Genomic DNA, 23,676 nt, shown 5'->3' on the forward strand with positions numbered 1-23,676 from the left:
ATTTTAAAAGAAAAGATCGGTTACCTGTACGGCCAGCATATCAATAATAAATATGGTAAGCGATGCCGCCACTACAGCAGAGTTAGCTGCTTTACCAACGCTTTCGGTACCACTGGCTGCATTAAATCCTTTATAACAACCAATCATACCAATAAAAAATCCGAAGAAAAAAGTTTTTATTGTAGCCGGAAAAATATCTAAAAAAGAAAGTGATTCCAGCACCTGGGCAAAATAGCGGAAGAGGTTTACATCGCTGTGAATATTGATACCGGCGTAGCCTCCTAAAATTCCCACCCCATCTGCAAACACTACTAAAAGCGGTACCATTAAAGTGGTGGCTAGTATTCTTGTCACCACAAGATATTTGTAAGGATTAACAGCAGATACTTCCATAGCATCTATCTGTTCGGTTACTTTCATCGATCCTAATTCTGCTCCAATACCTGAAGCAATTTTGCCGGCACATATTAATGCGGTTATTACAGGCGCTATCTCTCTTATCAACGACAGGGCTACCATTCCCGGCAACCAGGACTCTGCACCAAACTCTGCCAATGTTGGCCTTGATTGTAAAGTAAGTACCAGGCCCATGATGAATCCTGTAATGGCTACCAGTGGTAAAGATTTGTAACCAATAAGAAAACATTGCCTGAAGAATTCTTTTATTTCAAAAGGAGGTTTTAAAACTTCTTTAAAAAAACGGCTTGTAAAAAGGGTAACATCGCCTGCATCATTAAATAAATTTTTTAAGTAAGTAGCCAAAGTTTCATAATTTTTTGGGTAGATGATCATCATGTATTTCAGCTTGCCCTGGCTGTTATATACAATGTAAGCGGCATTATTTTTTGCTTCCCTGTATATTCATAGTAAGGTTGGTGTACAGGAAGCCGGACTTTTTCTTTTCTGCATAATACAAATTACCGGCATTACTGCTGTCTATCGGGTGTTGTGCTTTTGCCGGATAAATAAAAGAGTGTATTGTTTTATCCACTGAATTTATTTTTTCGCCGAACTTTACCGGCGAGGAGGAATAACTAAAAATAAAAATTATTGTTGCTATTTGGAAAGCAATTCCTGAACTTTCCATTGTGATCCTTTTCATTTTTTTGTTTTGTTAATTAGTAATACCGCCATCCACAAAGGTGGGCAGATTAACCCTGTATAGCATTACAAAACTTTTATTTTATTTTACATCATTCACACATTTGCTAATTGCTTTTTTGTAAAAGTGGTACGCAACCAATAAAAAAGGGCTGTTGAAAACAACAGCCCTTCTATTAACCAAAACCGACCTGAGAATATTTTATCAGTAAGAAGTCTTTAATTCCACCCTTCTGTTTTTAGCCCGTCCAAGTGCAGTTTTATTATCAGCAATAGGTTGGCTTTCTCCAAAACCTGTAGCGCTTATCCTGGATTCCATGATACCTTTTCCCATTAAATAAGTTTTAACTGATTCTGTACGCTTTTGTGATAAGGCGATATTGAATTCATCGCTGCCCTGGCTATCGGTATGTCCGCCGATAGATAAATTTGCATTTTCATATTTTTTAAGAATGGCAGCTAATTCATCCAATTGTGCCAGTGATGTGGCTTTTAATTTAGCGCTATTGGTTTCAAAGAAAATTTTACTGGCTATTTCAGTTATTCTCTTTTCTTCTTCTTTAGTAATTTCAGGGCAGCCTTTATTGGCGATAGTGCCTTTCATATCGGGACAATGATCATCTATATCAGCTATACCGTCGCCGTCTTTATCGGGGCAACCTTTTAAACCTGCCGGACCTGCTGCATCCGGGCAACGATCCTCTTCATTAACAATACCATCTTTATCATTATCCATCGGGCAACCGCTTGCATCTACTTTATAACCAGCCTTTGTTCCCGGGCATCTGTCATCTATATCTGCAACACCATCACCATCAGTATCAGGGCAACCTTTCATTGCTACAGTTCCTGCTACATCCGGGCACCTGTCTTCGGCATCTGTTATACCGTCGCCATCTTTATCCGGACATCCTTTTAAAGATTCAATACCGGCAATATCGGGGCAGGCATCCATATAATCAGCGATGCCATCTTTATCCCTGTCCAGCGGACATCCGTTTTTATCAACTGCAACTCCTGCAGGTGTGTTAGGACATTTGTCAAGACGATCTGCCACGCCATCTTTGTCGGCATCTTTTTTCTTTCCAAAATTAAATGTAAGTCCGGCACTGTGAAAAAGATATGCATCATTTGAACCAGATACCACACCATCCCTGTTGTCTTTATTGGAATACATGAATGTTTCCTGAAGGTTAAGCATAACGTATGGGCTTAGCCTGAAATTTATACCACCACCAAATGAAGGGGCAGCATAATCAACAGTTTTTGATGAGATCGCTAGGTTCTTATCAAAAAGAATTGCCCCGCCACCCGCCAGCAAATAAGGCCGTACAGGAGAATTTGGCCCCAGGATGTTAAATCTCATATTAATAGTGGCAGTTGTAATGTCGGTGCTGTATCTTCCTGCTGCGCTGTTAAAACCAACTTTTCCTTTAGTAGCTAAAAAACTTACATCGAAGTGACTGCTGATATATCTTGATACAGATAAACCACCAAAACCATAAAAGGGCATTTTTGTGTTATAAAAGTCATTTGAATAATCGCCATTAAACTGTGTTGCACCGCCATGTAAACCGATATTCCACTTTTTATCCTGTGTTTGTGCATTCATAAGCATTGTAACTGCTAAACAGATACAAAGTAGTATTGATTTTTTCATTTTTTTGTTTTATTTATTGAATTGCAAAGTTGAGGCGATAAGCACCAATAACACTTATATAACTATCAATAAATGTTGTATCATTCACACATCTTCGTATACATGTTGCTGTTGATATGGCATTATGCCATTACAGGTAGGGGCACAAAAAAGCGGCCAGGTAACTGCCGCTTTTTGAGTATGGTTCTTCAATAATTTCTACTTTTTTAAATCAGAAAAGTACCATTTAGCCAGGTTGCTCCGGCTAAACGGTAGCTTTTCATAAAGAGCAGGGCATTAAAGCCCTGCAAGTATTTTGTGTAATTCTTCCTTTGTTTTGCCAAGTTTTACCTGGAGTTTGCCCAGCATTTCTTCTTTCTTTCCTTCTGCAAACATCAGGTCATTATCTGTTAATGTTGCAAATTTTTGTTTCAGCTTTCCTTTTTGTTCATTCCAGCTGCCTTTTATTTCTGTAGTGTTCATTTTTTTTAATTTATGTATGAGTAAATTTTTTATAGTACAAAGCTGTTTCTTTTAGCGTGAGATGATATTACACCATTACTGATTGTCTTTATATCATTCACCTGTAGTATTTAAAAAACTACGTTTTCGTTTACAACACTTGTTACCTCCATCAGCAGGTCTTTCTTTCCTGCATTGATCAATTCCAGTTCGCATGTAATGGTGATCTCGTCTCCTACCACTAAACCTCCTGCTTCCATAGTAGTGTTCCAGGTAAGTTCCCAGTCGCTTCTCTTGATTTTTCCGGTAACTGTAAAGCCTGCTTTTTCATTGCCCCAGGGATCTTTTACAATGCCTCCAAATTCCACAGTCAGTTTCACATTTTTGGTAATGCCTTTCATGGTTAATTCTCCCCACAATTCCTGCTGACCTTTTTCATCAGGCTGTTGCATAGTACTTGCTGTAAATGTTATCTGTTTATGATGCTCTACATCAAAGAAATCGGCACTTTTTAAATGTTCGTCCCGTTTTTCATCACCGGTAGTTAATGAGGCGGTGTCTATCCAAAGATCTATTTGTGCTGTGGTAAAATCTTTTTCTGTAGTATAGATATTAGCATCAAATATTTTGAAACTTCCTTTTACATGGGCTATCATTAAATGCCTTACTTTAAAAGCGATTTCGCTATGCCCGGTATCCACCGACCATTTTGTTTCGTTTATCATTGTAATAAATTTATTTTTTTAGAAATTATTTCAGATCATGAATTAGTTTAAATACCTTCTCAATATCCATGCAATGGTTTCGTGTTGCTCCATTAACCCGGTTAAAAAATCTGCAGTACCGGCATCTTTAATTTTTTCAGCACAATCGTCAATATCTTTACGCAATTGAATGATCACGGCTTCATGATCTGATAACAATTCTTTGATCGTATCTTTTGTGGAAGTATATTTTCCCGGGTATTCTTTTATTGATGCCAGTTCCAGGAATTCACTCATGGTGCCTATTGTTTTCTGGCCTAATTTTCCAATACGTTCGGCAACTTCATCAATGGCTTCTTCCAGTTGCTTGTATTGTGCTTCATATAATTTATGCAGCTCCATAAAACTTTCGCCCGTTACATTCCAGTGTGCTTTTCTCGTTTTGGTATATAAAGTGGCCTCATTTGCCAAAACTGTTGATAGTAAGGTGGCAATAGTTTTTAAATTCTTTTCAGAAATTCCGATGTTGATTTTCATTCTGTTTATTTTATTTATTGTTAGTATAATTAACCAGGAAATGTGTGAGTATCTTTCCTTATATAAAGGTGTGCTATTTATGGGTTACAGGCATTATAGAATTCGTGGAATAAGTTGTATTATTCACACATTAAAATGTGTAAGTTGTCGTTGAAATATAGTGATAGTTAATTGGCCGTAGTATCTTTTGCCGGTATCATTTTTTCTGCCTTTGCTTCTGCTTTTGCTTTTTTTCTGAAAAAACCTTTTAATAAAAAATTATGCTGCAGTGCTTCCAGGTCTTCATCCAGTTTTTTACTGGCGGTTTGCATATTCTGTAAAGTGAGTTTTACTGAATTGCCCGCAGCAGGGTCGTTCAGCAACATACCCACGGCATTATCTTTTTGATTTAATTTTTCGCTGGTAGTTTTTAAATTAACGGTAAACTGCGATACTGTAGCTGCTGCATTTTGCAACTGCTGCAAAGTGGTTCGGATATTCTTATACAGCACAGTATCTGCAGCCAGGTCGTTCACCGAATTGCCCGGCGTATTTAATTTGCCCGTTAAATTCTGCAGGTTGGATAAAACATTTTTACTGTTTGCAGAAACTGTTTTAAAATTTGCAACGGTGGCTTTAAGGTCCTCCATAGTACTATCGAGTTTTTGTGACAAAGCCGGATCATTTACCAATGTAGACAGCAGGCCTGCGCCACTGTCTATTTTTTTACTGATACTTTTAAAATCACTCGTTATTGCCAGCAGGTTTTTATTATTGGCCTGTAATGTTGCCATCATATCATCAGTGCCGGGGCCTTTTTCCATGGTTAAAAAATCATCTTTCTCCACTTGCGGCACAGTGGTATCTCCTCCATAGATAATTACAATTTTATTGCCTATCAAACCATCAGAACCAATTTTTGCCATAGCATTTTTACGGATATGTGATTGCAATTCCTTTTCAATACTCATGGTTACTTCTACCTGCGAATTGTTGACAAAGCTGATACTTTTTACTGTGCCTACCTTAACACCCGAGAACCAGATATTACTTCCTTTTATAAGGCCGCCTACATCATTAAATATGGCATGAATAGTAAATGTTTTTACAAATGTTTTTTTCTGCCCTCCTAAAGTGAATATAGTGACTACTAATATTGCCAGGCCCAGCAATATAAATATGCCCACTATTACCGGTCTTTTATTTTTCATGATTGTAATTTGTCGTTTATAAAATTGTAGTCGTAAAATGACTTTAGATCAGCATTGTCCGAAGTAAAAATTTCTTCAAAACTTGCGGGTGTCAAAAATTTTCCATCCAGTATCATAGTGAGTTTGTTGGCTGTTGTTTTAGCACAGGTAAGATCATGAGTAATTATTATTGAGCTGGTATTATATTCCTGTTGTACTTTAACAATAAGATTATTGATCTCGATACAGGTTATCGGGTCAAGCCCTGCAGTAGGTTCGTCATACAACATAATTTCCGGTTTCAAAATTAAAGTACGTGCAATGCCGATACGTTTTCTTTGTCCGCCGGAAAGCTCAGATGGCATCTGGTTAATAGTTTGCAATAAACCCACATCATTAAGAACCGATTCAATAGCGTCATCAACTTCTTTACTGCTCAGGTTACGTTTGTTTCTCACCAGCGGAAAGGCAAGGTTACCTTTTACACTCATACTATCATACAATGCACTGTTTTGAAAAGAGAAACCAATTTTTGTTCTCAGTTGCTGTAATTCCTTTTCATTTAGCTGGTCTACTTCCTGTCCTAATACTTTAACTGTTCCGCTATCCTGTTTCAACAAGCCCGAAATTATTTTTATTAAAACCGATTTGCCGGATCCTGAGCGGCCCAGCACAGCTATATTCTCTCCTTTTAAAATATCAATATCAATGCCATTAAGTACAGTAAGGTTATCAAAAGATTTTTTTAATCCTCTGATGGAGATCACTGTTTCTTTGTTGTTACCTGGTATTGAAGTATTATCCATTTATCGGTTATAGTAATTATCTTATTGCATTTACAAATTGAACGATGACCATTTCTTCTACAAAAATCATAAACATAGAAAGTACCACTGCTGTATTTGCAGATCTGCCCACGCCCTGCGTACCATTTTTTGCATAGTATCCCTGGTAACAACCGGCAATGCCAATTGTAAAACCATAACAGGCGGCTTTAAAAACAGAAGAAATAATATCCAGAAAAGAAATTGTTTTAAATGCGCTGGTAAAAAAAGCAGTGAAGCTGGTGAGTTCGTTTTGATGAATGTTTAAGTAAGCACCTAACATTCCTATCAGCCCTGTGTATATTACCAGTATGGGCAACATCAGCGTGATGGCCAGTACACGGGTTACTACTAAAAATTTAAAGGGATTGGTGCCCGATACCTCCATAGCATCTATCTGTTCGGTTACTTTCATGGAACCCAACTCTGCCCCCATATTAGAACCAACTTTACCAGCGGCAATTAAAGCTGTAACCAATGGCGCCAGTGCCCTGATGACAGCGATAGAAATTAATGATGGCAGCCATGAAGTAGCGCCAAATTCTGCCAATGAAGGACGGGACTGTTTTGTAAAAACAAGCCCGGTAATAAAACCGGTTAAAGAAACCAATGGCAGTGACCTGTAGCCAACATCATAGCATTGATTGATGATCTCCTTAAATTCAAACGGAGGTGAAAATACCTGCCTGAAAAATCGTTTGATAAAGATGTACACATTATAAATGCCTGAAAAAAAGGAATCAACATTTTTTGAAATGAAGGATTTTTTTGAGGTAATGGCTTCTGTATTATCTGACCGGGGCTTCATTTGTAATTTTTATTTAGATAGAACAGGCCCATACTTTTAACCAGGTTATTTTATTGATGGATTTATTAAATAAAGTACTCAACTAAATTCACTTTCTTTAAGCAATTAAGCGTTACATGATTTTTGAAATAACTTACATCATTCCCACTTTTATTAAAAAAAGGCGGTTGTTGCCTTCATTTTATTTTTAGTAAGGTTTATTTAATTCTTTAAAGCTTATAAAGATGAGTTATAGCGGCCGCTTAAGTATTACGGAATAGAGGAAATGAATTGCATTATTCACCTATTTGCCTGAGCAAATAGTGTAGTATTTTATCATTGTTTCTCCCCGCCTCTTTCTTTTTTCAATGCTTCAATCAATTCTTCATGTTCCTTTGTTAATTCAATTATTTCATCTTCCGTTTTTCGCTCTGCTCCAATTACTGCATTACTGGCAGGCTCATGCGATGCTACCAGTTCATTTACTTTTAAGTGCAGTGAACCGGAAAAGCGGTTGAAAGATTTTTGAATAATAAATAAACTTAAAAAGGTAACGCTGAGAATAATATCGCCGATACAGGCATGAAGATCTTGCTTATGAAATTCTTTTTCTGTAAGCCAGAATATTACTGCGCCCAGGGCGAGGATAAAAGTTATTGAATTACCCAGTATAGTAGTAGCTACTGAAGTAAGTTTATCAAACCTTGACTCGAGATGATGGTATATATTTTTTGCCATGATAGCTTAACTATAGAAATAAGATCAGGCTTCCTTTTTTGTTGGAATTATAAAAAGCGGAGTGGTAGTGTGATGCAATACTTTTTCCGTAACACTACCCATTACAATAGACTCTAACCATTTACGGCTGTGCGATCCAATAACGATCACATCAGCGCTTTGTTCTTTGGCAGCAGCTATTATACAATCCGGGATGTCGCCCTCTTTAACTAATGTTTCAATAGCACTGTCATCCAAATGTTCTTTTGACCTGTTCAGGAAATCCTCTGATGCTTTTTTTAAATTATCAATAATATCCGGTTCCATAAAATTCAGATCTACATAACCGCCAAAACCCATAACAGGGGCATATGCTGTAGAAGAATAATAAGCCGGTTCTGCAATTACATGCAGCAAAATAATTTTAGCGTCCAGTGCTTTTGCTAATGCGGCTCCGGCTTCTGCTACTTTTTCTGCTGTTGGATCGTAGTCTAACGCAATTAATACAGTTTTCATCTTTTCAGTTTTTGAAGTTTCACATCATATTCATTCTCCCTTGTCTTCATCTAGATCATTATGGTTATCGCCTCCCAGGCTGTAATGGTTATTTTCTTCATCTTCATTGCCAATTGCTTCTTCCTCGTCATCTAATTCGGCACCGGGTATATCCAGGTCATCACCAAAAGGATCTTCCTTAAAGTCTTTTTCATTTCCTGCATCTGCATCCGTTGCATTAGGTGCTTTCACGGCTGAGATATCTTCAGGGTCAATATCCTGCTCTTCCTTCGATCTATTGTAAATATCTTCGCTTGCAGGATAAACGGGAATGCCTTCAAAAGCAAGCTGCTCATCTGTTTTAGCTGTACTTCCCGGTACTTTTATATTATCAGTTTTCTTTTCCATTGTTGTATTTTTAAATTACAATTAATTGGTAGAAAAATATTCTCTTACAAATGCATGCTGCTGGTTCTCCGACATTTTATCGGCTTGTTTGATCTCAATTTTTATTTTATCAAAATGATGGTCTTTTTTTAAAACATTGAACAATTCTGTTTTGGCATCAGTTGGGCCAAATAAAACTACGTCCTCGTAATTTTTTATTACTTCTCCTAATTGCTTATACCAGGATGCCTGCTGTTGTTGTTCTTTATGGTGCATTGTTTTTTCACCATGTTCCATGCTATTTTCCGTTACATCATATTTTAACGATGGTGCTATTGTCTTTGAACCTTCTGCCGCATTTTCAAATTCCATTAAATGTGCATTGGAATGATCCATCCATATACCTAATTTCTTTGTTGTTGTCATAATCTTTGTTGGTTAAATATGCTGATGAGTTGTATGGTAAGTATTTGATTAAGATTTTTTGTTTTTACTCACTACAAGTACTATAATTCCTGCTGCAATTAATGCCCCGCCTGCAATTGGGGGCCATTGAACAGCATGGTCTTTTTCTTTGGTGATATGTATTGGCCCGGCATCCACTACTTTTTCTGTAGTAGTAAAATTAAAACCGGTAAAGGCTATCAAATTATTCCAATTACGATGAGTGCAAATCCTGTTATTTTAAACATTAGTTAATTTTAAACTTACAAATTAGTATTGCCGTGGCTCAGGCTGTATTTATGTACCAGGGAGGTTAAAGAATCATGATATTCCTGAAGTTTTTTTATGTTTATTTCAGGGTTATCAGTATCGGGAATAGTAACCGGCATTTCGGTGATGTACTTATTTAATTCAGGAAATTTTTCCTGTATCGTCACAGTAAGTTTTACTATAGCATCATTCAACTCAGCTTCAGTTTTCATCAATAAAGTATTTTTAGTGAGTGATATTTTAAATAATTGATCAGGTATGCATATTTTGCAAAGAACTTAAAAGCCCGAATACTTTTAACAGCCATACCACCACTACAATTACTACTACCACGTTCAGGATGTTTTTGATCTTACGATCCATGGGTATATAAGTATTCACTAACCAGAGTAATACACCAACAACAATTAAAATAATTATAATGTTAAGAATGGGCATAAAAAAAATGTATTTATTGTGAATAGTAAAGATGAGCTGCTTAAGCAGAATATCTGTTACACAATTGCCCGATAAAGTTGCAACATTCCCACTTTTGTATTGAAGAATTCTGTAGTATAAAACTACATTCTTTCCATATACCAGTTCAGTTCTTTCTCCATTTTTTTATAACTGAAAATAGTGGTGATAATTTTTTGCAGGCGCATGAAAGCAGTTTCGCTTTTTACTACATAATCCACTGCCCTGTGGTGCATACAGTTGATGGCCACATCAATTTTATCCTGGGAAGATAGCATGATAACGGGAATATCAGGATTGATGGCTTTGATCTTATCCAATGTTTCAATGCCATTCATTACATCTTTAATTACCCCGTCCAGGTGATAATCTAAAATAATCACATCAGGGTTGGTAGAAAGCTGGCCGAGGCATAGCTCGCCTGTTGCAAAAGTTTCTACTTTAAAATCTGCGTGTGCCAAAAATTCAATTTCCAGTAATTTTAAAAACACGGCATCATCATCTACCAGGAAAATGTTTATTTTTTCATTTTTCATGAGTTTGTTTTTTTAATAGTATTCAGCTCTTCTTCCAGCTCTCTGCAAGACTGTATACAAATATTTTCAAGCTGTAAGATCATTTCAGTTATTCCTTCAGTTTGTTTTTGCGTACTGGCAAATTCCTGTACCTTTTTTGCCATCACTTCAAAATCGGCACTGATCCCCATTATAGAAAATGAGGGAATCATTTTATGCACAGCAGCGTATAATGTATTCCAATCCTTATCCTGCATCCCCTGCTTCATGGCAGATATTAATGGCGGCGTTTGTTCCAGGTATAGAGAGATCATTTCCATCATTAATGAAGGATTGGATTTTGTGCGATGCAACAAATAATCCAGGTCGATACATTTTATCTTTTTTATGGAAGGATTTTCAATTTCTTCTGCCGCTACTTTTACAAAAGGAGGTTTCTTCACTAATCCAACTATTTTACTGTACAATAGCCTTTCATCAACGGGTTTGGCAATATAATCATTCATGCCTACTGCTTTACATTTTGCAAGGTCAACAGTAGTTACATCTGCTGTTAATGCAATAATGGGAATTTTAGAATGCATGGTATTGCGTATATATTCTGTGGCTTCAAAACCGTTCATCTCCGGCATTTGCAAGTCCATTAATATAACATCGTAGTCTTTGCTTTGCAATTTTTCAATAGCAATTTTTCCATTGGCAGCAATATCTCTTTCAAATCCAAAATCATCTAACAGGGTTTTCATCAGCAGCTGGTTCAATGCAATATCTTCCACTACCAGCACCTTAATATTTTTTATTTCTTCATTCAGCTGAGCCAGTAAAATTTCCGGCTCGGCTATCTCAGTTGTTTTTTGAAAATTTAATACAAAACTAAAAACAGAACCTTCATCCGGTGTACTTTGTACAGTAATAGTACCGCCTTGTGCTTCCACCAATTGCTTTACAATAGCAAGTCCTAAACCAGTTCCGCCATACAATCTTGATGTTCCGCTGGATGCCTGCTGAAAATTTTCAAATATCTTTTCTATTTTATTGTCAGAAATGCCAATACCGGTATCAGCAACAGAAAATTCAATAGTTACTTTATGCTCATCTTCACTTAACATTTTTATGTTAACCACAATTTTTCCTTTGGAAGTAAATTTAACCGCATTACTCACCAGGTTTAAAATGATCTGGTGTAATCGTACAGGGTCGCCTACCAATACTTCAGGAATAGTATGGTCATACTCTTTCACCAATTCTAAATTCTTTTCCTGGATCTTGGTTTCAAATAAATGCAGCATGGCCGAAATAGATAAAGCCATTTTAAAAGGAGTGGCTTCAAATACCATTTTACCGGCATCCACTTTTGCCAGGTCAAGTATATCATTAATGAGAACGATCAATGCATCGCCGCTCATTTTAATCGCTGTTAAATATTCTTTTTGTTTGGCTGTAAGATCAGTTTTCAACACCACTTTGGTAAACCCGATGATAGCATTCATTGGTGTTCTTATTTCGTGGCTCATGTTAGATAAGAACTGTTGCTTTGCTTTTACTGCATCTACCGCAATTTTTGTAGAACTTTCTGCCTTGCTTTTTGCATCTTCTGCAATAATGGTAGCCAGCTCTGCAAATATCTTTGCTTCTATTAATTCATTCTCAATTACTTTTTGTTCGGTAATATCTCTTGCCACCACTACAGCACCAATTACATGCCCCTCTTCATCTTTGTATACCGATCCGTTAAATAATACATCTGTCAGTTTATGATCAGTTACAGTTAGCGGATAATCGCTTACAAATCCTTTTTCAAAAACCTGCAGGTAACCTTCCTTTGCTTTTTCAGGCTCTGTAAAATAATTAATGAAATCGGTTCCTGTTAACTGTTCCCGTGCAATACCGGTTATATTTACTGATGCTTCATTAGCGTCTGTAATTTTTCCTTCGGGGCTGATGGTGAATAAAGGATCACGGCTGGCTTCAATTAAACTACGTGAATATTTAGATAATAATTTTGAAGCATCGTGCAATTTTCTTTCCTGGGTTATGTCCAGTAAGGTATTAATAGCCCCGGTTAAATTACCATTATTATCAAATATGGCCTGGGGATTACTGATCACGTTGGAACGGGTGCCATCAGGGCGTTCTATGATAATTTCAACGGCAGGTATACTACGTTTTTCCTTTATGGTTATTGCCATCGGGCAGCAGTCTAAAGGAATAGATTCTCCCTCAGTAGAAAAGCCTTTCCAGGTACCGCACCATTGATCTTTACCGGTGTCGGGCTTGCGGCCCCATAATTTTTCGGCAACTTTATTGTATACTTCTATAAAACCGTTTTCATCACAGGTGTATACGGCAACGGGCAGGTTTTCAATAAGGCTACGTAAACTGATCTCGCTTTCTATGATTTTTGCGTTAGCAATTTTTCTTTTTTCTTTTTCCTGGCTTTGAAATATGAGTTCTATGTTAGCAATACCTAACTCTGCTGCACGCTTTTCCTTTTCCTTATCCTGGAAGGCTAATTCAATATTTGCAATATCTAATTCAGTAGCCCTTTTTTCTTTTTCGCCATCCTGAAATTCCAGTTCTTTGTTGGCAATGCCTAATTCCGCAGCCCGCTTTCCCTTTTCTACTTTTTGAAATGCCAATTCATTACGCACAATAACCAGCTCTGCAGCCAGTTTATTTTTTTCTTCTTTTTCTAAGAAGAGTTCTTTACGAATAAGCAATAATGCTTCATCCTGTGGACCTGTTTTTTCAGCCATATACCTCGCTATAAATTTAATGTATGCTAATTCAAAATTTCTTCAACCGGAGCTTCCCGTTTATTTCTTAATTGCTTAAAATGTGAAGGTGAAAGGCCGGTAACTTTTTTAAACTGGTTAGATAAATGCGCCACACTGCTGTAATTCATCTTCCACGCAATTTCAGTAATGTTCAGTTCTCCGTATATCAACAGCTCTTTTATCCGTTCCACCTTATGCCCGATCACAAATTGTTCAATAGTGGTACCCTGCACTTCCGAAAAAAGACTGGCCAGTGAATTATAATCCTGTTGCAATTTATCCGTGAGGTAAACAGAAAAATTTATTTTTATCAATTCATCCGATTGATATACCATTTCGATAACCGCCTGTTTTATTTTATCAATTAAAACAGCTTTCCTGTCGTCCATTAATTCAAGCCCGGATTTCAATAGCATATTTCTTAATTCATCCAGTTGAATCGGAGTAAGTGTTTCCATTATATCCACCTCACCCAGGTCTACAATAATAAAATGCAGGCCGAGTTCTTTCAACGCTTCCTTTACTACCGCTTTGCAGCGGTTGCTCATCATGTATTTAATGTGGAGTTTCAAACGGGTGTTTTTTATTAAGCATGATGTACAAAGATGAACTTCATTGCATTGCCATAGTTACACAATTACCTGTAACAGTTACACAATTCACACATTACTTGTTTTTGCGCTTTTTAAGTTGTCTGAAATAAGTGGGTGATAAACCGGTAATTTTTTTAAACTGGCTGGATAGGTGTGATACACTGCTGTATTGAAGCATATTGCTTATCTCGATAAGGCTCAGCTCATCATATAATAGTAATTCCTTTACTTTTTCCACTTTATGATTGATGATATATTGTTCAATCGTAATGCCGGTGGCTTCAGAAAAAATAGTGGAGAGTTTAGTATAATTATAGTTGAGTTTTTTACTGATGTATTCCGATTTCTTCATATCCGGCAGTTCGTCGGCATAATGTATCATTTCAATGATCACCGCTTTTAACTTTTCTACCAGCATGGCATTTTTATCGTACATCAGCTCCAGTCCTGACAGTAATAAAACTTTTTTTAACTCATCGTATTGCGCCGGGCTAATATCCCCATCAATCTCCACTTCTCCCAGGTCTATAGCACCATAGTGTAAACCCAGCTTATCCAGCTCGGCTTTAACCACCATTTTGCAGCGGATACTGACCATATATTTAATGTAGAGTTTCAAATTTTTCAGGATATTATTCAGATTGATTTTGTGTATGCTATACTTTACCTGCAAGCTTTGCAGCTTATATAAAATAATCACACAACTTTTAGTGAAATAAAATGGTATTACTAATCTTCGTAGCCGCTTTTAATAACAGTGGATAACATTTTAAATTGCTCTTTGGCATTGAAGCAATACCTGGAGTGGGCAGGAATCACTATTCCTTCGCCTAATTTAAGGTTGAATTTCTTTTCATTGATCACTACTTCGGCAGTGCCGTCAATGATCTGGATATAATTATCGAACGGGGAAGTTTTTTCAGCTAACTCCTCTCCTTCGTCAAAAGAAGAAACCGTTACGTTTCCTGTTGATTTTTTGATAATGGTTTTTATCAACACGCTTTTGGGTACATATTCAATTATCTCAACAATAATATGCGCTTTCCCTTTTTCCAATTCACCATTTATTGTCATACTATTTTTTATTTACAACAAACCGGTTGTACCGCAAAGATGGTTGTAATTTAAAAGATCCGATTACAGAATAGTGGAAATAACTTGCATCATTCACACATTTGCAATGGCATTCTGTCGTTTATCTCTTAGTTTTTTAAAGAAAGAAGGTGTAAGGCCGGTTATTTTTTTAAACTGGTTAGATAAGTGGGCCACGCTGCTGTAGTTGAGTTGGTAGGCTATTTCGGTAAGGTTGTGGCGGCTGTATAATAGCATTTCCTTTACCCGTTCAATTTTATGGAGGATAATAAAATGTTCAATAGTGGTGCCCGTAGCTTCTGAAAAAAGGGCAGCCAAAGAACTGTATTCGTGTTGAAGTTTTTCACTGATGTATACCGAATTTTTTATATCGGGTAATTCATCTGTATAATGTACCATTTCCACCACCAGGCTCTTAACCTTTTCAATCAGCAATGCATTTTTATCGTACATCAGCTCCAGTCCTGATTTAGCTAATGCTGTTTTTAATTCATCATATTGTTCAGCGCTCATCAATTCCTTTACCTCCACTTCACCTAAATCCACCGAGCCGAAATGCAATCCCATTTTATCCAGCTCAGCCTTTACTACCATTTTGCAACGGATGCTTACCATGTATTTGATAAAGAGTTTCAATTTTATTTGTGTTGTGCTGCTAATCTTCGTAACCGCTTTTAATAATAGTGGATATCATTTTAAATTGCTGGTTGGCGTTAAAGCAATGGCTGCAATGTGCCGGGATAATGATACCTTCTCCTAAGTTAAGCTGGTATACTTTTTTATCCATGATCAGTTCAGCAGCCCCATCAATGATCTGTATATAATTATCAAAGGGCGAAGTTTTTTCCGGTAGTTCCTCGCCTGCATCAAATGCAGAAGCAGTAATATTTCCCGTGGTTCTCTTAATGATGGTTTTGCTTAATACTGCATTAGGAATGTATTCAATGATCTCTACAATAATGTGGGCTTTTGCTTTTTCAATTTCGTTAGTATCCATGTATTTGATTTATAGTTTTATTACGAGATCATTTCATTCACGCCTACAAATTTTCCAATGCACTTCTTTTTTTATGCTTCAGCGATTTAAAATAAGAAGGCGTTAAGCCTGTTATTTTTTTAAACTGGTGCGATAAATGTGCTACGCTACTGTAATGCATCTTTCGTGCAATTTCAGTCAGGTTCAGTTCATCGTAAATGATCAGTTCTTTTACCCTTTCTATTTTATGCAGAATGATAAAATGTTCAATAGTAGTGGCTTCTGTTTCGGAAAAGAGATTGGCCAGGTAGGTATAATCGTAATTGAGTTTTTCACTAAGGAAATCGGAGAAATTTGTTTTGGGCAGATCATCCGAATAATGGATCATTTCTATGATCACTCCTTTTACTTTTTCAATAAGAATTGCTTTTTTATCGTCGAGTAATTGCAAGCCGGATTGTAATAACGAGGTTTGAATTTGCAGTCTTTGTTCGGGTGTAATATTTTCCATTATCTCTACTTCACCCAGGTTGATTGTGGTGTAATGTAGCCCGAGTTTTTTCAATTCCTCCTTCACCAGCATTTTACAGCGGATGCTTACCATGTATTTAATGTAAAGCTTCAATTTAATTCGGGTTGTGGTATGTAAAGATCTGATACAGTAATTCAATAACCAGTATTTTGTATAGTTTGCTACAGGCATCAATACACAAACTGGCCAGGTAAAACTACGCAACTTTACCTGTGCAAACTAATATCTGTTATGATTAAAACAATAATATGCTGTTTTAATGCGTAGTTATGCACTATAAAAATTTGTTATACTGCATATCACTCTTAAATTATGCAGCCTATTGATTGTTATCAGCAATAACATATCGATTTTGTGCAGGGTAACACGGGAGAGGTTCTGAATTTTTATTGCAGCATCGCTTTAAGCTTAGGAAAAAACTCTTCAAATACTGCTTTCCTCGCCTCCTCCTTATTGGTTGAAGCTGTTAGTTTTAAATAAGTAATAATTCCTTTGTCATCAAGTATGATACTTGCAGGAAATCCATTATTCTGATTCAGGCGGTAACAATCCTCAAAGCTGATGGAGACGATTTTATACTGCATCCGGTGCTCCTTTGCCACTTCATCTATTTTGGCCTGCTTCTCATAAGTAAAGGAGATGAATTCAAAACGGTTATTGTGCTTTAATGAATCATACAGTTCATTCAAAGCATCCATCTCTGCTATACAAGGAGCGCAACTGGCAAACCAGAAATTGATAAATACAATTTTTCCGTCTAAATTTTTATTGGTAAAATTTTCGTTTTGCCAGGTAGCGGTAAATGAAGGAAACGGTTTTCCTATTGAGCGGAGGGCACGTTGCTTTAATGCCATTGAAAACGACGAATCCTGTTTAAGGGTAGTTTGTTGTGCAGACAAACTACTACTTAAACCAATAAGTACAGCAATAAGCAACGATTTCATGTACTATCTTTTTAGCTGGATAGTTAGTTTGCCTTCCAAACATTGTTGGCAAAATTCATATCCGGGAAAACTTTTGCCGCATCAATTTCTACTGTTTTTAATTCTTCTGTTGTAGGCAGTTTTACTTTCCATATCGCCGTGTTGTTCCATATCTCTACCGGTAATTTCAATGTACCTTTTGTACCACTCTTTGTTTCGTAACTGATATTTACAGGCATTGCCATTTCATCAAGATTAGCAATGGTAACAATGGCACCGTTTGCAGCAATGTCTTTTTCGTATTTAACAGAAACAATAGATTGATCTAACCTGTAATTTTCCAGGAACCATGCTTTCCAGAACCAGGCAAGGTCCTCTCCTGCCGCATTCTCCATTGTTCTGAAAAAATCCCATGGTGTGGGGTGTTTAAAAGCCCACCGGTTAATATACGTTCTGAAAGCATAATCAAAACGATCCGGCCCGAGGATTTCATTGCGCAATAATTCCAGGCCATAACCCGGTTTAAAATACAATGCAATACCAATGTTACCTTCTTTCATTGCATCGGGTGTTAAAAAAACCGGTTCAGTGCGTTCGTTAAACATATATCCTGCTGTGCCTTCCATATTGGTAGGATCGCCTTTGTATTCTCCTTTATTAAAATCCTGGTTGGCCAAAGAATTAATAAAGGTGTTGAAACCTTCATCCATCCAGCCATACCGGCGTTCGTTACTGCCCACTATCATCGGAAACCAGGTATGCCCGAATTCATGATCAGTTACTCCAAATAATCCTGCATCAGTGGCTTTGTTACCACAAAAAACAATACCGGGATATTCCATTCCCCCTACATTACTGGCCACATTGGTTGCCACAGGGTAAGGAAATTCGTACCAGCGTTTGCTGTAATTTTCAATACTTCCTTTGGTATATTCTGTTGCCCTGCCCCATGCTTTTTTACCATTGCTTTCTGCCGGGTACACACTCATGGCCAGGCAGCTTTTACCACTGGGTAAATTTATTTTAGCCGCATCCCATATAAAGCTTTTTGATGAAGCCCATGCGGCATCTCTTGCATTAGTGATCTTGTATTTCCAGGTGAGTGTGGTTCCCGCTGGTCTTGATGCAGGATCAGTAACTTCTTTTTCTGTTCTGATCATTACCGTTTTATCACTTTTCTTTGCCTCTTCTAATCTTGCAACTTGTGTTGCAGTTAATACTTCAGCTGCATTTTGTAATTCGCCACTGCAAACAACAATGTGGCTTGCAGGTGCAGTAATGGCTACATCAAAATCTCCATACTCTAAATAAAATTCACTTGGCCCCAGGTAAGGATCGGTATTCCATCCACGAACATCATCAAACACACACATTTTAGGATACCATTGTGCTACCGTGAAAATATCCCCGTTCTTAGTTTTTAAGATGCCACAGCGGTCGGCACCATATTCCGGTAACGTAAAAGAGAAATCAATTTTTAGTTTTATCACATCTCCGCCGGGTTTAACGGGAGTGCGTAAACGAACCTGCATCCTGGTATCGGTAATAATATAATTTACCGGGGTGCCATCTTCGTATTTAACGCCGGTGATTTTATCGCCGCCGCTAAAAGCACTTTTGCTATCGCCATAACGGCTGCGGCTGTCGATGGGCATACGTGCCTGTCCACGACTGTCTTTATTAAATAAATTCTGCTCTAATTGCAACCATAAAAAAGGCAATACATGCGGACTGTTATTTTTATACGTAATGATTACGCTGCCACTTATTTCGTGTGTTACATCATTAAGTGAAGCGGTTATCTGGTAGTCGGCTTTGTTTTGCCAGTATCCAATATTAGGCTCGCCGGTAGCGGCCCTGCTGATAGTACCACCTACAGGATAAAACGTTGGAGAGAACAATGCATGTGGATCATATTTGGTATCAACAGCTGGTTCAGATTGGGCGAGTGTTGCCGTACTACAAATAACCAGAAAAACAAGAGAGAGCAATAATTTTTGCATGAGCTTTATTTTATACAATGAAGATAGATAAAACAAGCTTATTGTTGTAACCGTATATATAAATTAAAAAATCACCGGCAATGATCTATTGCCAGTCTTCCAGGTATTTTTTACCCGTTTCTTTAATAGTAGGATCGTCTTCGGTATGGTTAGGGATCAGCATCATTTCTTTAAGTAATGCAATTGCTTTATCATCCTGGTTGTTGCGGTGGTAGGCTTTTGCCAATTCCAAATAATTTAAGATAAAACCTGAAGTAAGTGCTTTTGATTTTTCAAAAGCGGCAATGCTTTCTTTTAATGATGAAGGAGGAAAGCCCCCGTAAAAAACTTTTACTGCCGCTCTTTCCACCATATTCAAATTACTGATCTCGTAATGCCAGCGCCCTAAAACATGCCAGGCCAAAAAATTAGAAGGATTGCTTTTAATGGCCGCTTCCACATATTTCTTAAGGTCTTTTGCCGAAGCCACTTTTTCTTTCCCCGATTTGGTTAATGTGCTTCTGCCTAACATGATTGCCATTGAGGTATTGGCTTCCGAATTAGTAGAATCAAGCGTTAGTGCTGTTTGTGCATATATTCTTGCAGCGGTATAATAATCATCTCTTAGTTTGGTATTGGTTTGGCGTTGGCCAATGCGGCTGCATAGTTCGCTGCTTTTGCTTAATGCATGTAAATGCGTGGGACGGATTTTCAGCGCTTCTTTAAATTTTGCCAATGCCGCTTTTTCATCCGGTACGGCTTCCAGCCTGTCGGCTTCTTTAATAACAGCATCAACATCCTGCGATGCAGCGCTTAAAAAAGTAAGGATTGAAATAAGAAATACATAAAGCAATTTCATGCTAAAAAATCTTTTTTATAACTCACTCCAACTGAACCTGTAAAATTGGGAATTGGAGGATGTTCTTTTTTTATATTGATATTGATTGATGTAATACGGTTGTCAGAAGCATAAATCTTTTCTGCCAAATCCTGTGCCACTGTTTCTAAAAGAGCAGTTGGTATATGCATCTGCTGCTTAATAACAGCATAAATTTTTACGTAGTTGATGGTTTGATGAAGGGCTGTAATATTTTCGGTGGTATTAAAAGTTATATCGGCATTCACTTCATAGTCGTTACCTAAAATACCTTCTTCTTCATGTACACCATGAAAAGAGAAGAACCGTAAATGATGAAGATGAATAGTAAACATTAATGGATAACGAAATAATGAATAATGAAATAATGAATAATTTTTTCAATTTGAAACAGCTTTGAATAATTGAATGGAGTAACTGTTTAAAAACATTATCCATTATCCATTATCCAATTATGCATTAATTAATGAAGCCCTTTTTCACTAAGATATCTTTCCGCATCCAGTGCTGCCATACAACCACTGCCTGCTGCAGTTACTGCCTGGCGGTAAATTTTATCCTGTACATCACCACTTGCAAATACACCTTCAATATTGGTTTTAGAAGTACCCGGAATGGTTTTGATATAACCTGCATCATCCATATCGATCCAGCCTTTAAAAATATCGCTGTTAGGCTGGTGTCCTATTGCCACAAAAAATGCACTCACCGGAATTTCTGTTGTTGCCCCGGTTTGATTATTCTTAATGCGTACCGCTTCTACTTTTTTATCGCCTAAAATTTCATCGGTTTCACTGTGCCAGTTCACCTTTATGTTGGCAGTTTTTAAAACTCTTTCCTGCATTACTTTGCTGGCCCTCATTTCTCCCTTACGAACGATCATGTGTACTACCGAGCAAATTTTAGAAAGGTATAAAGCTTCTTCGGCGGCAGTATCTCCTGCGCCAATAATTGCTACTTCTTTTCCTTTAAAGAAAAATCCATCGCATACTGCGCAGGCACTTACGCCATAGCCATTCAGCCGTTGTTCGCTGGGTAAACCCAACCATTTGGCGCTTGCACCGGTAGATATAATTACCGAGTCGGCCTCAATCCATTTCTCTTCATCAATTTCCACTTTTAAAGGTCTTGACGAAAAATCAACTTTAGTGGCCAATCCATAACGGATATCAGCACCCATACGTTTAGCCTGGTTCTCAAAATGTACCATCATATCCGGCCCCTGTATGCCTTCGGGATAGCCGGGATAATTTTCTACTTCAGTTGTAATAGTTAATTGCCCCCCTGGCTGAATACCCTGGTACAAAACCGGGTTCAACCCTGCTCTTGATGCATAAATTGCTGCTGTATAACCTGCCGGACCTGATCCTATTATTAAACAATGTACTTTTTCGTTATCCATAATTTTTTCTATAAGGATCACAAATTTACAGGATAATTGGTAATTATTATGTCGGCCTTTTTACAGGCCAATAAAAAAGGTTCCAACGCTTTTGCATTGGAACCTCTCTTTAAATATAAAAAGGTAAAAACTTATTCTTTAACCAGTTTCACACTTTCCCCATTAGCCAATCTTAACACATAAACACCTTTTTGGTAAGTGCTGATGTCTAAAGTTGTAACGGTTTGAGTAATATTTACAGTTTGTAAAAGTTTGCCGCTGATATCACTTAATGAAGCTGTTGTACGCAACAGGCTCTTATCCGTAATATTTACAATAACCTTGTCCTGTGCCGGATTTGGATATACTGTAATGGTAATGCCTTTACCATTCTTAACCAATACAATATCGCTATAAGTAAAACTTCCGTTGATATCTACCATTTTTAAACGGTAATAATATATTGGTGGAAGGTTGTTTGCAGAAAGATTATCAGCATATTGATAATTTTTTACACTGCTGCTGTTGCCATTGCTGTATATTTTTGAAACGGAAGTAAAGCTGCTACCATCTTCACTTCTCAGGAGTTCAAAATATTTACTATTCAGTTCTGATGCTGTTGACCATTGCAACAGATTAGCACCTGTTGTTTTGCTTACGCTAAAGCTCAGCAGGTTAACGGGTAAAACTGCAAGTGCAGTAATAGTATTAGAAAAAGCACCCTGACCTGCAAGTGATGTTTTATCTGCTGAAACCCTGTAATAATAATTAGTAGATGCAGTTAATCCTGTAACGGCCAAAGAATTGGTTCCAAATGCAACAGTAAAAGGTGAGCCTGCTACGGGGGCGGAAAAATCTAAAGTGGAAGAAACATCCACAAAATAGTTATTTACCGTTCCTAATACAGGTGTATTCCAATTTGCAGTAAAACCGGTAAATCCACCTGTAATATTTGTAGCCGCTGTTGCTGTTGGTACTACCATGCCATAACTTTCAATCCAGTTGCTGGTAGCGCCTGTAAGTGCAAAGTTATTTAATGTACCAGTAAAAGCATTGCTACTGTTGTCGGTTAAACTGGTTAAGCCGGTATTTGTGCCCCCTGCTGTACCAATGTCAAAATTATAATAAGCCCTTAAGCTGGCAGGTACAGATATTGCAGTGCTGATCATATCGGCCTGGATATTGGCCTGTGTAAGCGCTACATTATAAACCCTTAATTCATCCATAGAGCCTTTCCAGGAATAGGTTTCCACTCCTAATCCTCCTCCACCTAATCCGGTGTCGTCAAAACCGCCAATAAGATTTTGTCCGCTTGCCGAAGCAGGTGCAGTATTAGTAGCAGCTAAAACCCCGTTTCTGTACAATTTCATTGTGTTTGTTGCTGCGTCATAAGTTACTGCCACATGTTCCCAATGGTTAGTAGTAAAAGGAACGGCATCAACAATATCATAATTTGTTCCATCAAAATTATTAGCTATATGAATTTTGCCTGCTTCTACCCAAAATCCGTCTTTGGAAGACAGGATATTTTCCACATCAATATTATTGGCACCTGAATATAATACCCATGCTTCCTTAGTATAGCTGGAGCCTGCAGTGTAAAATCCCAAAGCGGGGCCGGCACTAATATAATCGTTGGCGCCATCAAAATTCAAAGCATTTACAGGTTGTGCGTTACTGATAGTAACAATACTGATGCAGGTAAAAAAAAGGCATAGGGATCTTGATAAAAATAGTGTAAGACTTTTTTTCATAGTCAACAAGTTTAAAGTGTAAGGTTTCTTTTATAAAATTACATTTTTTATTTAAAAAAGCGTATTAAATATTTGCTATTAACCATCGCTTAAAATTATTTAACGCTCATTAGTTTTGTTTAACGCTGCCTCCCGATGGTGAATGAAGTGTATTTCTCTATAGAACTTCAATATTTATGCCATAGTTCACTTAACAGAAAGCGCAAATGGAGTATATACTGCATAGTAATTTTACTATGCTTCTTGATTTAAATTTTTGTAGAAAAAAAGCCCCGGTATTTT

At 37.3% G+C, this 23,676-nt stretch carries 30 protein-coding genes; all 30 read right to left on the minus strand.

Going from position 1 to position 23,676, the window contains the following annotated elements:
- Positions 1-3: 3 nt before the first annotated feature.
- Entirely contained in the window at positions 4-795 is a 792-nt protein-coding gene (locus ACQ334_RS13130) for an MlaE family ABC transporter permease (RefSeq protein WP_430988684.1), read from the minus strand.
- Positions 796-838: 43 nt separating this feature from the next.
- Positions 839-1,102 (minus strand): hypothetical protein, encoded by a 264-nt coding sequence (locus ACQ334_RS13135; protein WP_430988685.1) that lies wholly within the window; start codon positions 1,100-1,102, stop codon positions 839-841.
- A 204-nt stretch (positions 1,103-1,306) separates the two neighbouring features.
- The gene (locus tag ACQ334_RS13140) at positions 1,307-2,761 is read right to left on the minus strand and encodes an OmpA family protein (RefSeq protein WP_430988686.1); all 1,455 of its coding nucleotides are present in this window, start codon (positions 2,759-2,761) and stop codon (positions 1,307-1,309) included.
- A 276-nt stretch (positions 2,762-3,037) separates the two neighbouring features.
- Positions 3,038-3,223 (minus strand): CsbD family protein, encoded by a 186-nt coding sequence (locus ACQ334_RS13145; RefSeq protein ID WP_430988687.1) that lies wholly within the window; start codon positions 3,221-3,223, stop codon positions 3,038-3,040.
- Positions 3,224-3,333: 110 nt separating this feature from the next.
- A complete protein-coding gene (locus ACQ334_RS13150; RefSeq protein ID WP_430988688.1) occupies positions 3,334-3,927 on the minus strand; it encodes a YceI family protein in 594 nt (197 codons plus the stop codon).
- Positions 3,928-3,969: 42 nt separating this feature from the next.
- Complete coding sequence (locus tag ACQ334_RS13155) at positions 3,970-4,443, minus strand: Dps family protein (RefSeq protein WP_430988689.1); 474 nt, start codon at positions 4,441-4,443, stop codon at positions 3,970-3,972.
- 167 nt (positions 4,444-4,610) lie between these two features.
- Positions 4,611-5,633 (minus strand): MlaD family protein, encoded by a 1,023-nt coding sequence (locus ACQ334_RS13160; RefSeq protein WP_430988690.1) that lies wholly within the window; start codon positions 5,631-5,633, stop codon positions 4,611-4,613.
- On the minus strand, positions 5,630-6,418 hold the full coding sequence (locus ACQ334_RS13165; RefSeq protein WP_430988691.1) for an ABC transporter ATP-binding protein: 789 nt from the start codon (positions 6,416-6,418) through the stop codon (positions 5,630-5,632). Before ACQ334_RS13165 ends, ACQ334_RS13160 begins: the two co-directional genes overlap by 4 nt.
- A gap of 16 nt (positions 6,419-6,434) precedes the next feature.
- Positions 6,435-7,244, minus strand: a complete 810-nt coding sequence (locus ACQ334_RS13170; protein ID WP_430988692.1) for an MlaE family ABC transporter permease — start codon at positions 7,242-7,244, stop codon at positions 6,435-6,437.
- A 315-nt stretch (positions 7,245-7,559) separates the two neighbouring features.
- Complete coding sequence (locus ACQ334_RS13175; protein WP_430988693.1) at positions 7,560-7,961, minus strand: low affinity iron permease family protein; 402 nt, start codon at positions 7,959-7,961, stop codon at positions 7,560-7,562.
- A 24-nt stretch (positions 7,962-7,985) separates the two neighbouring features.
- On the minus strand, positions 7,986-8,456 hold the full coding sequence (locus tag ACQ334_RS13180) for a universal stress protein (protein WP_430988694.1): 471 nt from the start codon (positions 8,454-8,456) through the stop codon (positions 7,986-7,988).
- 30 nt (positions 8,457-8,486) lie between these two features.
- Complete coding sequence (locus ACQ334_RS13185; RefSeq protein ID WP_430988695.1) at positions 8,487-8,843, minus strand: hypothetical protein; 357 nt, start codon at positions 8,841-8,843, stop codon at positions 8,487-8,489.
- 21 nt (positions 8,844-8,864) lie between these two features.
- On the minus strand, positions 8,865-9,248 hold the full coding sequence (locus ACQ334_RS13190; protein ID WP_430988696.1) for a hypothetical protein: 384 nt from the start codon (positions 9,246-9,248) through the stop codon (positions 8,865-8,867).
- A 48-nt stretch (positions 9,249-9,296) separates the two neighbouring features.
- The gene (locus ACQ334_RS13195) at positions 9,297-9,470 is read right to left on the minus strand and encodes a hypothetical protein (protein WP_430988697.1); all 174 of its coding nucleotides are present in this window, start codon (positions 9,468-9,470) and stop codon (positions 9,297-9,299) included.
- A 59-nt stretch (positions 9,471-9,529) separates the two neighbouring features.
- Entirely contained in the window at positions 9,530-9,748 is a 219-nt protein-coding gene (locus ACQ334_RS13200; protein WP_430988698.1) for a hypothetical protein, read from the minus strand.
- A gap of 40 nt (positions 9,749-9,788) precedes the next feature.
- A complete protein-coding gene (locus ACQ334_RS13205) occupies positions 9,789-9,974 on the minus strand; it encodes a Thivi_2564 family membrane protein (RefSeq protein WP_430988699.1) in 186 nt (61 codons plus the stop codon).
- 122 nt (positions 9,975-10,096) lie between these two features.
- Positions 10,097-10,528: a response regulator gene (locus tag ACQ334_RS13210; protein ID WP_430988700.1), complete on the minus strand. Its 432-nt coding sequence runs from the start codon at positions 10,526-10,528 to the stop codon at positions 10,097-10,099.
- Positions 10,525-13,263, minus strand: a complete 2,739-nt coding sequence (locus ACQ334_RS13215; RefSeq protein WP_430988701.1) for an ATP-binding protein — start codon at positions 13,261-13,263, stop codon at positions 10,525-10,527. The genes ACQ334_RS13210 and ACQ334_RS13215 overlap by 4 nt, the downstream gene beginning before the upstream one ends.
- Before the next feature lie 26 nt (positions 13,264-13,289).
- A complete protein-coding gene (locus tag ACQ334_RS13220) occupies positions 13,290-13,856 on the minus strand; it encodes a helix-turn-helix domain-containing protein (protein WP_430988702.1) in 567 nt (188 codons plus the stop codon).
- 94 nt (positions 13,857-13,950) lie between these two features.
- Positions 13,951-14,475 carry a helix-turn-helix domain-containing protein gene (locus ACQ334_RS13225; protein WP_430988703.1) on the minus strand — a complete coding sequence of 175 codons (525 nt, stop codon included), beginning with the start codon at positions 14,473-14,475 and terminating at the stop codon, positions 13,951-13,953.
- Between the two features lie 131 nt (positions 14,476-14,606).
- A complete protein-coding gene (locus ACQ334_RS13230) occupies positions 14,607-14,951 on the minus strand; it encodes a cupin domain-containing protein (RefSeq protein WP_430988704.1) in 345 nt (114 codons plus the stop codon).
- Between the two features lie 93 nt (positions 14,952-15,044).
- The gene (locus ACQ334_RS13235; RefSeq protein WP_430988705.1) at positions 15,045-15,605 is read right to left on the minus strand and encodes a helix-turn-helix domain-containing protein; all 561 of its coding nucleotides are present in this window, start codon (positions 15,603-15,605) and stop codon (positions 15,045-15,047) included.
- Positions 15,606-15,624: 19 nt separating this feature from the next.
- On the minus strand, positions 15,625-15,966 hold the full coding sequence (locus ACQ334_RS13240) for a cupin domain-containing protein (protein WP_430988706.1): 342 nt from the start codon (positions 15,964-15,966) through the stop codon (positions 15,625-15,627).
- Positions 15,967-16,009: 43 nt separating this feature from the next.
- Positions 16,010-16,570 (minus strand): helix-turn-helix domain-containing protein, encoded by a 561-nt coding sequence (locus ACQ334_RS13245; protein WP_430988707.1) that lies wholly within the window; start codon positions 16,568-16,570, stop codon positions 16,010-16,012.
- Between the two features lie 293 nt (positions 16,571-16,863).
- Positions 16,864-17,421, minus strand: coding sequence for a TlpA family protein disulfide reductase (locus tag ACQ334_RS13250; protein WP_430988708.1), 558 nt, complete (start codon positions 17,419-17,421; stop codon positions 16,864-16,866).
- 23 nt (positions 17,422-17,444) lie between these two features.
- Positions 17,445-19,403 carry a M1 family metallopeptidase gene (locus ACQ334_RS13255; protein WP_430988709.1) on the minus strand — a complete coding sequence of 653 codons (1,959 nt, stop codon included), beginning with the start codon at positions 19,401-19,403 and terminating at the stop codon, positions 17,445-17,447.
- An 85-nt stretch (positions 19,404-19,488) separates the two neighbouring features.
- Positions 19,489-20,241 carry a hypothetical protein gene (locus ACQ334_RS13260; RefSeq protein ID WP_430988710.1) on the minus strand — a complete coding sequence of 251 codons (753 nt, stop codon included), beginning with the start codon at positions 20,239-20,241 and terminating at the stop codon, positions 19,489-19,491.
- Entirely contained in the window at positions 20,238-20,594 is a 357-nt protein-coding gene (locus ACQ334_RS13265; protein ID WP_430988711.1) for a dihydroneopterin aldolase, read from the minus strand. Before ACQ334_RS13265 ends, ACQ334_RS13260 begins: the two co-directional genes overlap by 4 nt.
- A 128-nt stretch (positions 20,595-20,722) precedes the next feature.
- Complete coding sequence (gene trxB / locus ACQ334_RS13270; RefSeq protein WP_430988712.1) at positions 20,723-21,661, minus strand: thioredoxin-disulfide reductase; 939 nt, start codon at positions 21,659-21,661, stop codon at positions 20,723-20,725.
- Positions 21,662-21,792: 131 nt separating this feature from the next.
- Complete coding sequence (locus tag ACQ334_RS13275) at positions 21,793-23,394, minus strand: LamG-like jellyroll fold domain-containing protein (protein ID WP_430988713.1); 1,602 nt, start codon at positions 23,392-23,394, stop codon at positions 21,793-21,795.
- Positions 23,395-23,676 lie beyond the last annotated feature (282 nt).

Origin of the sequence: Ferruginibacter sp. SUN106 (genome assembly GCF_050611765.1) — a bacterium.
In the GTDB taxonomy this organism is placed as follows: domain Bacteria; phylum Bacteroidota; class Bacteroidia; order Chitinophagales; family Chitinophagaceae; genus Ferruginibacter.

Excerpts from the sequence above, each read along its gene's own strand:
- ACQ334_RS13130 (WP_430988684.1), bottom strand. The coding sequence starts at position 795 with ATGATGATCATCTACCCAAAAAATTATGAAACTTTGGCTACTTACTTA.
- ACQ334_RS13135 (WP_430988685.1), bottom strand. The coding sequence starts at position 1,102 with ATGAAAAGGATCACAATGGAAAGTTCAGGAATTGCTTTCCAAATAGCA.
- ACQ334_RS13140 (WP_430988686.1), bottom strand. The coding sequence starts at position 2,761 with ATGAAAAAATCAATACTACTTTGTATCTGTTTAGCAGTTACAATGCTT.
- ACQ334_RS13145 (WP_430988687.1), bottom strand. The coding sequence starts at position 3,223 with ATGAACACTACAGAAATAAAAGGCAGCTGGAATGAACAAAAAGGAAAG.
- ACQ334_RS13150 (WP_430988688.1), bottom strand. The coding sequence starts at position 3,927 with ATGATAAACGAAACAAAATGGTCGGTGGATACCGGGCATAGCGAAATC.
- ACQ334_RS13155 (WP_430988689.1), bottom strand. The coding sequence starts at position 4,443 with ATGAAAATCAACATCGGAATTTCTGAAAAGAATTTAAAAACTATTGCC.
- ACQ334_RS13160 (WP_430988690.1), bottom strand. The coding sequence starts at position 5,633 with ATGAAAAATAAAAGACCGGTAATAGTGGGCATATTTATATTGCTGGGC.
- ACQ334_RS13165 (WP_430988691.1), bottom strand. The coding sequence starts at position 6,418 with ATGGATAATACTTCAATACCAGGTAACAACAAAGAAACAGTGATCTCC.
- ACQ334_RS13170 (WP_430988692.1), bottom strand. The coding sequence starts at position 7,244 with ATGAAGCCCCGGTCAGATAATACAGAAGCCATTACCTCAAAAAAATCC.
- ACQ334_RS13175 (WP_430988693.1), bottom strand. The coding sequence starts at position 7,961 with ATGGCAAAAAATATATACCATCATCTCGAGTCAAGGTTTGATAAACTT.
- ACQ334_RS13180 (WP_430988694.1), bottom strand. The coding sequence starts at position 8,456 with ATGAAAACTGTATTAATTGCGTTAGACTACGATCCAACAGCAGAAAAA.
- ACQ334_RS13185 (WP_430988695.1), bottom strand. The coding sequence starts at position 8,843 with ATGGAAAAGAAAACTGATAATATAAAAGTACCGGGAAGTACAGCTAAA.
- ACQ334_RS13190 (WP_430988696.1), bottom strand. The coding sequence starts at position 9,248 with ATGACAACAACAAAGAAATTAGGTATATGGATGGATCATTCCAATGCA.
- ACQ334_RS13200 (WP_430988698.1), bottom strand. The coding sequence starts at position 9,748 with ATGAAAACTGAAGCTGAGTTGAATGATGCTATAGTAAAACTTACTGTG.
- ACQ334_RS13205 (WP_430988699.1), bottom strand. The coding sequence starts at position 9,974 with ATGCCCATTCTTAACATTATAATTATTTTAATTGTTGTTGGTGTATTA.
- ACQ334_RS13210 (WP_430988700.1), bottom strand. The coding sequence starts at position 10,528 with ATGAAAAATGAAAAAATAAACATTTTCCTGGTAGATGATGATGCCGTG.
- ACQ334_RS13215 (WP_430988701.1), bottom strand. The coding sequence starts at position 13,263 with ATGGCTGAAAAAACAGGTCCACAGGATGAAGCATTATTGCTTATTCGT.
- ACQ334_RS13225 (WP_430988703.1), bottom strand. The coding sequence starts at position 14,475 with ATGGTCAGTATCCGCTGCAAAATGGTGGTTAAAGCCGAGCTGGATAAG.
- ACQ334_RS13230 (WP_430988704.1), bottom strand. The coding sequence starts at position 14,951 with ATGACAATAAATGGTGAATTGGAAAAAGGGAAAGCGCATATTATTGTT.
- ACQ334_RS13240 (WP_430988706.1), bottom strand. The coding sequence starts at position 15,966 with ATGGATACTAACGAAATTGAAAAAGCAAAAGCCCACATTATTGTAGAG.
- ACQ334_RS13250 (WP_430988708.1), bottom strand. The coding sequence starts at position 17,421 with ATGAAATCGTTGCTTATTGCTGTACTTATTGGTTTAAGTAGTAGTTTG.
- ACQ334_RS13255 (WP_430988709.1), bottom strand. The coding sequence starts at position 19,403 with ATGCAAAAATTATTGCTCTCTCTTGTTTTTCTGGTTATTTGTAGTACG.
- ACQ334_RS13260 (WP_430988710.1), bottom strand. The coding sequence starts at position 20,241 with ATGAAATTGCTTTATGTATTTCTTATTTCAATCCTTACTTTTTTAAGC.
- ACQ334_RS13265 (WP_430988711.1), bottom strand. The coding sequence starts at position 20,594 with ATGTTTACTATTCATCTTCATCATTTACGGTTCTTCTCTTTTCATGGT.
- trxB (WP_430988712.1), bottom strand. The coding sequence starts at position 21,661 with ATGGATAACGAAAAAGTACATTGTTTAATAATAGGATCAGGTCCGGCA.
- ACQ334_RS13275 (WP_430988713.1), bottom strand. The coding sequence starts at position 23,394 with ATGAAAAAAAGTCTTACACTATTTTTATCAAGATCCCTATGCCTTTTT.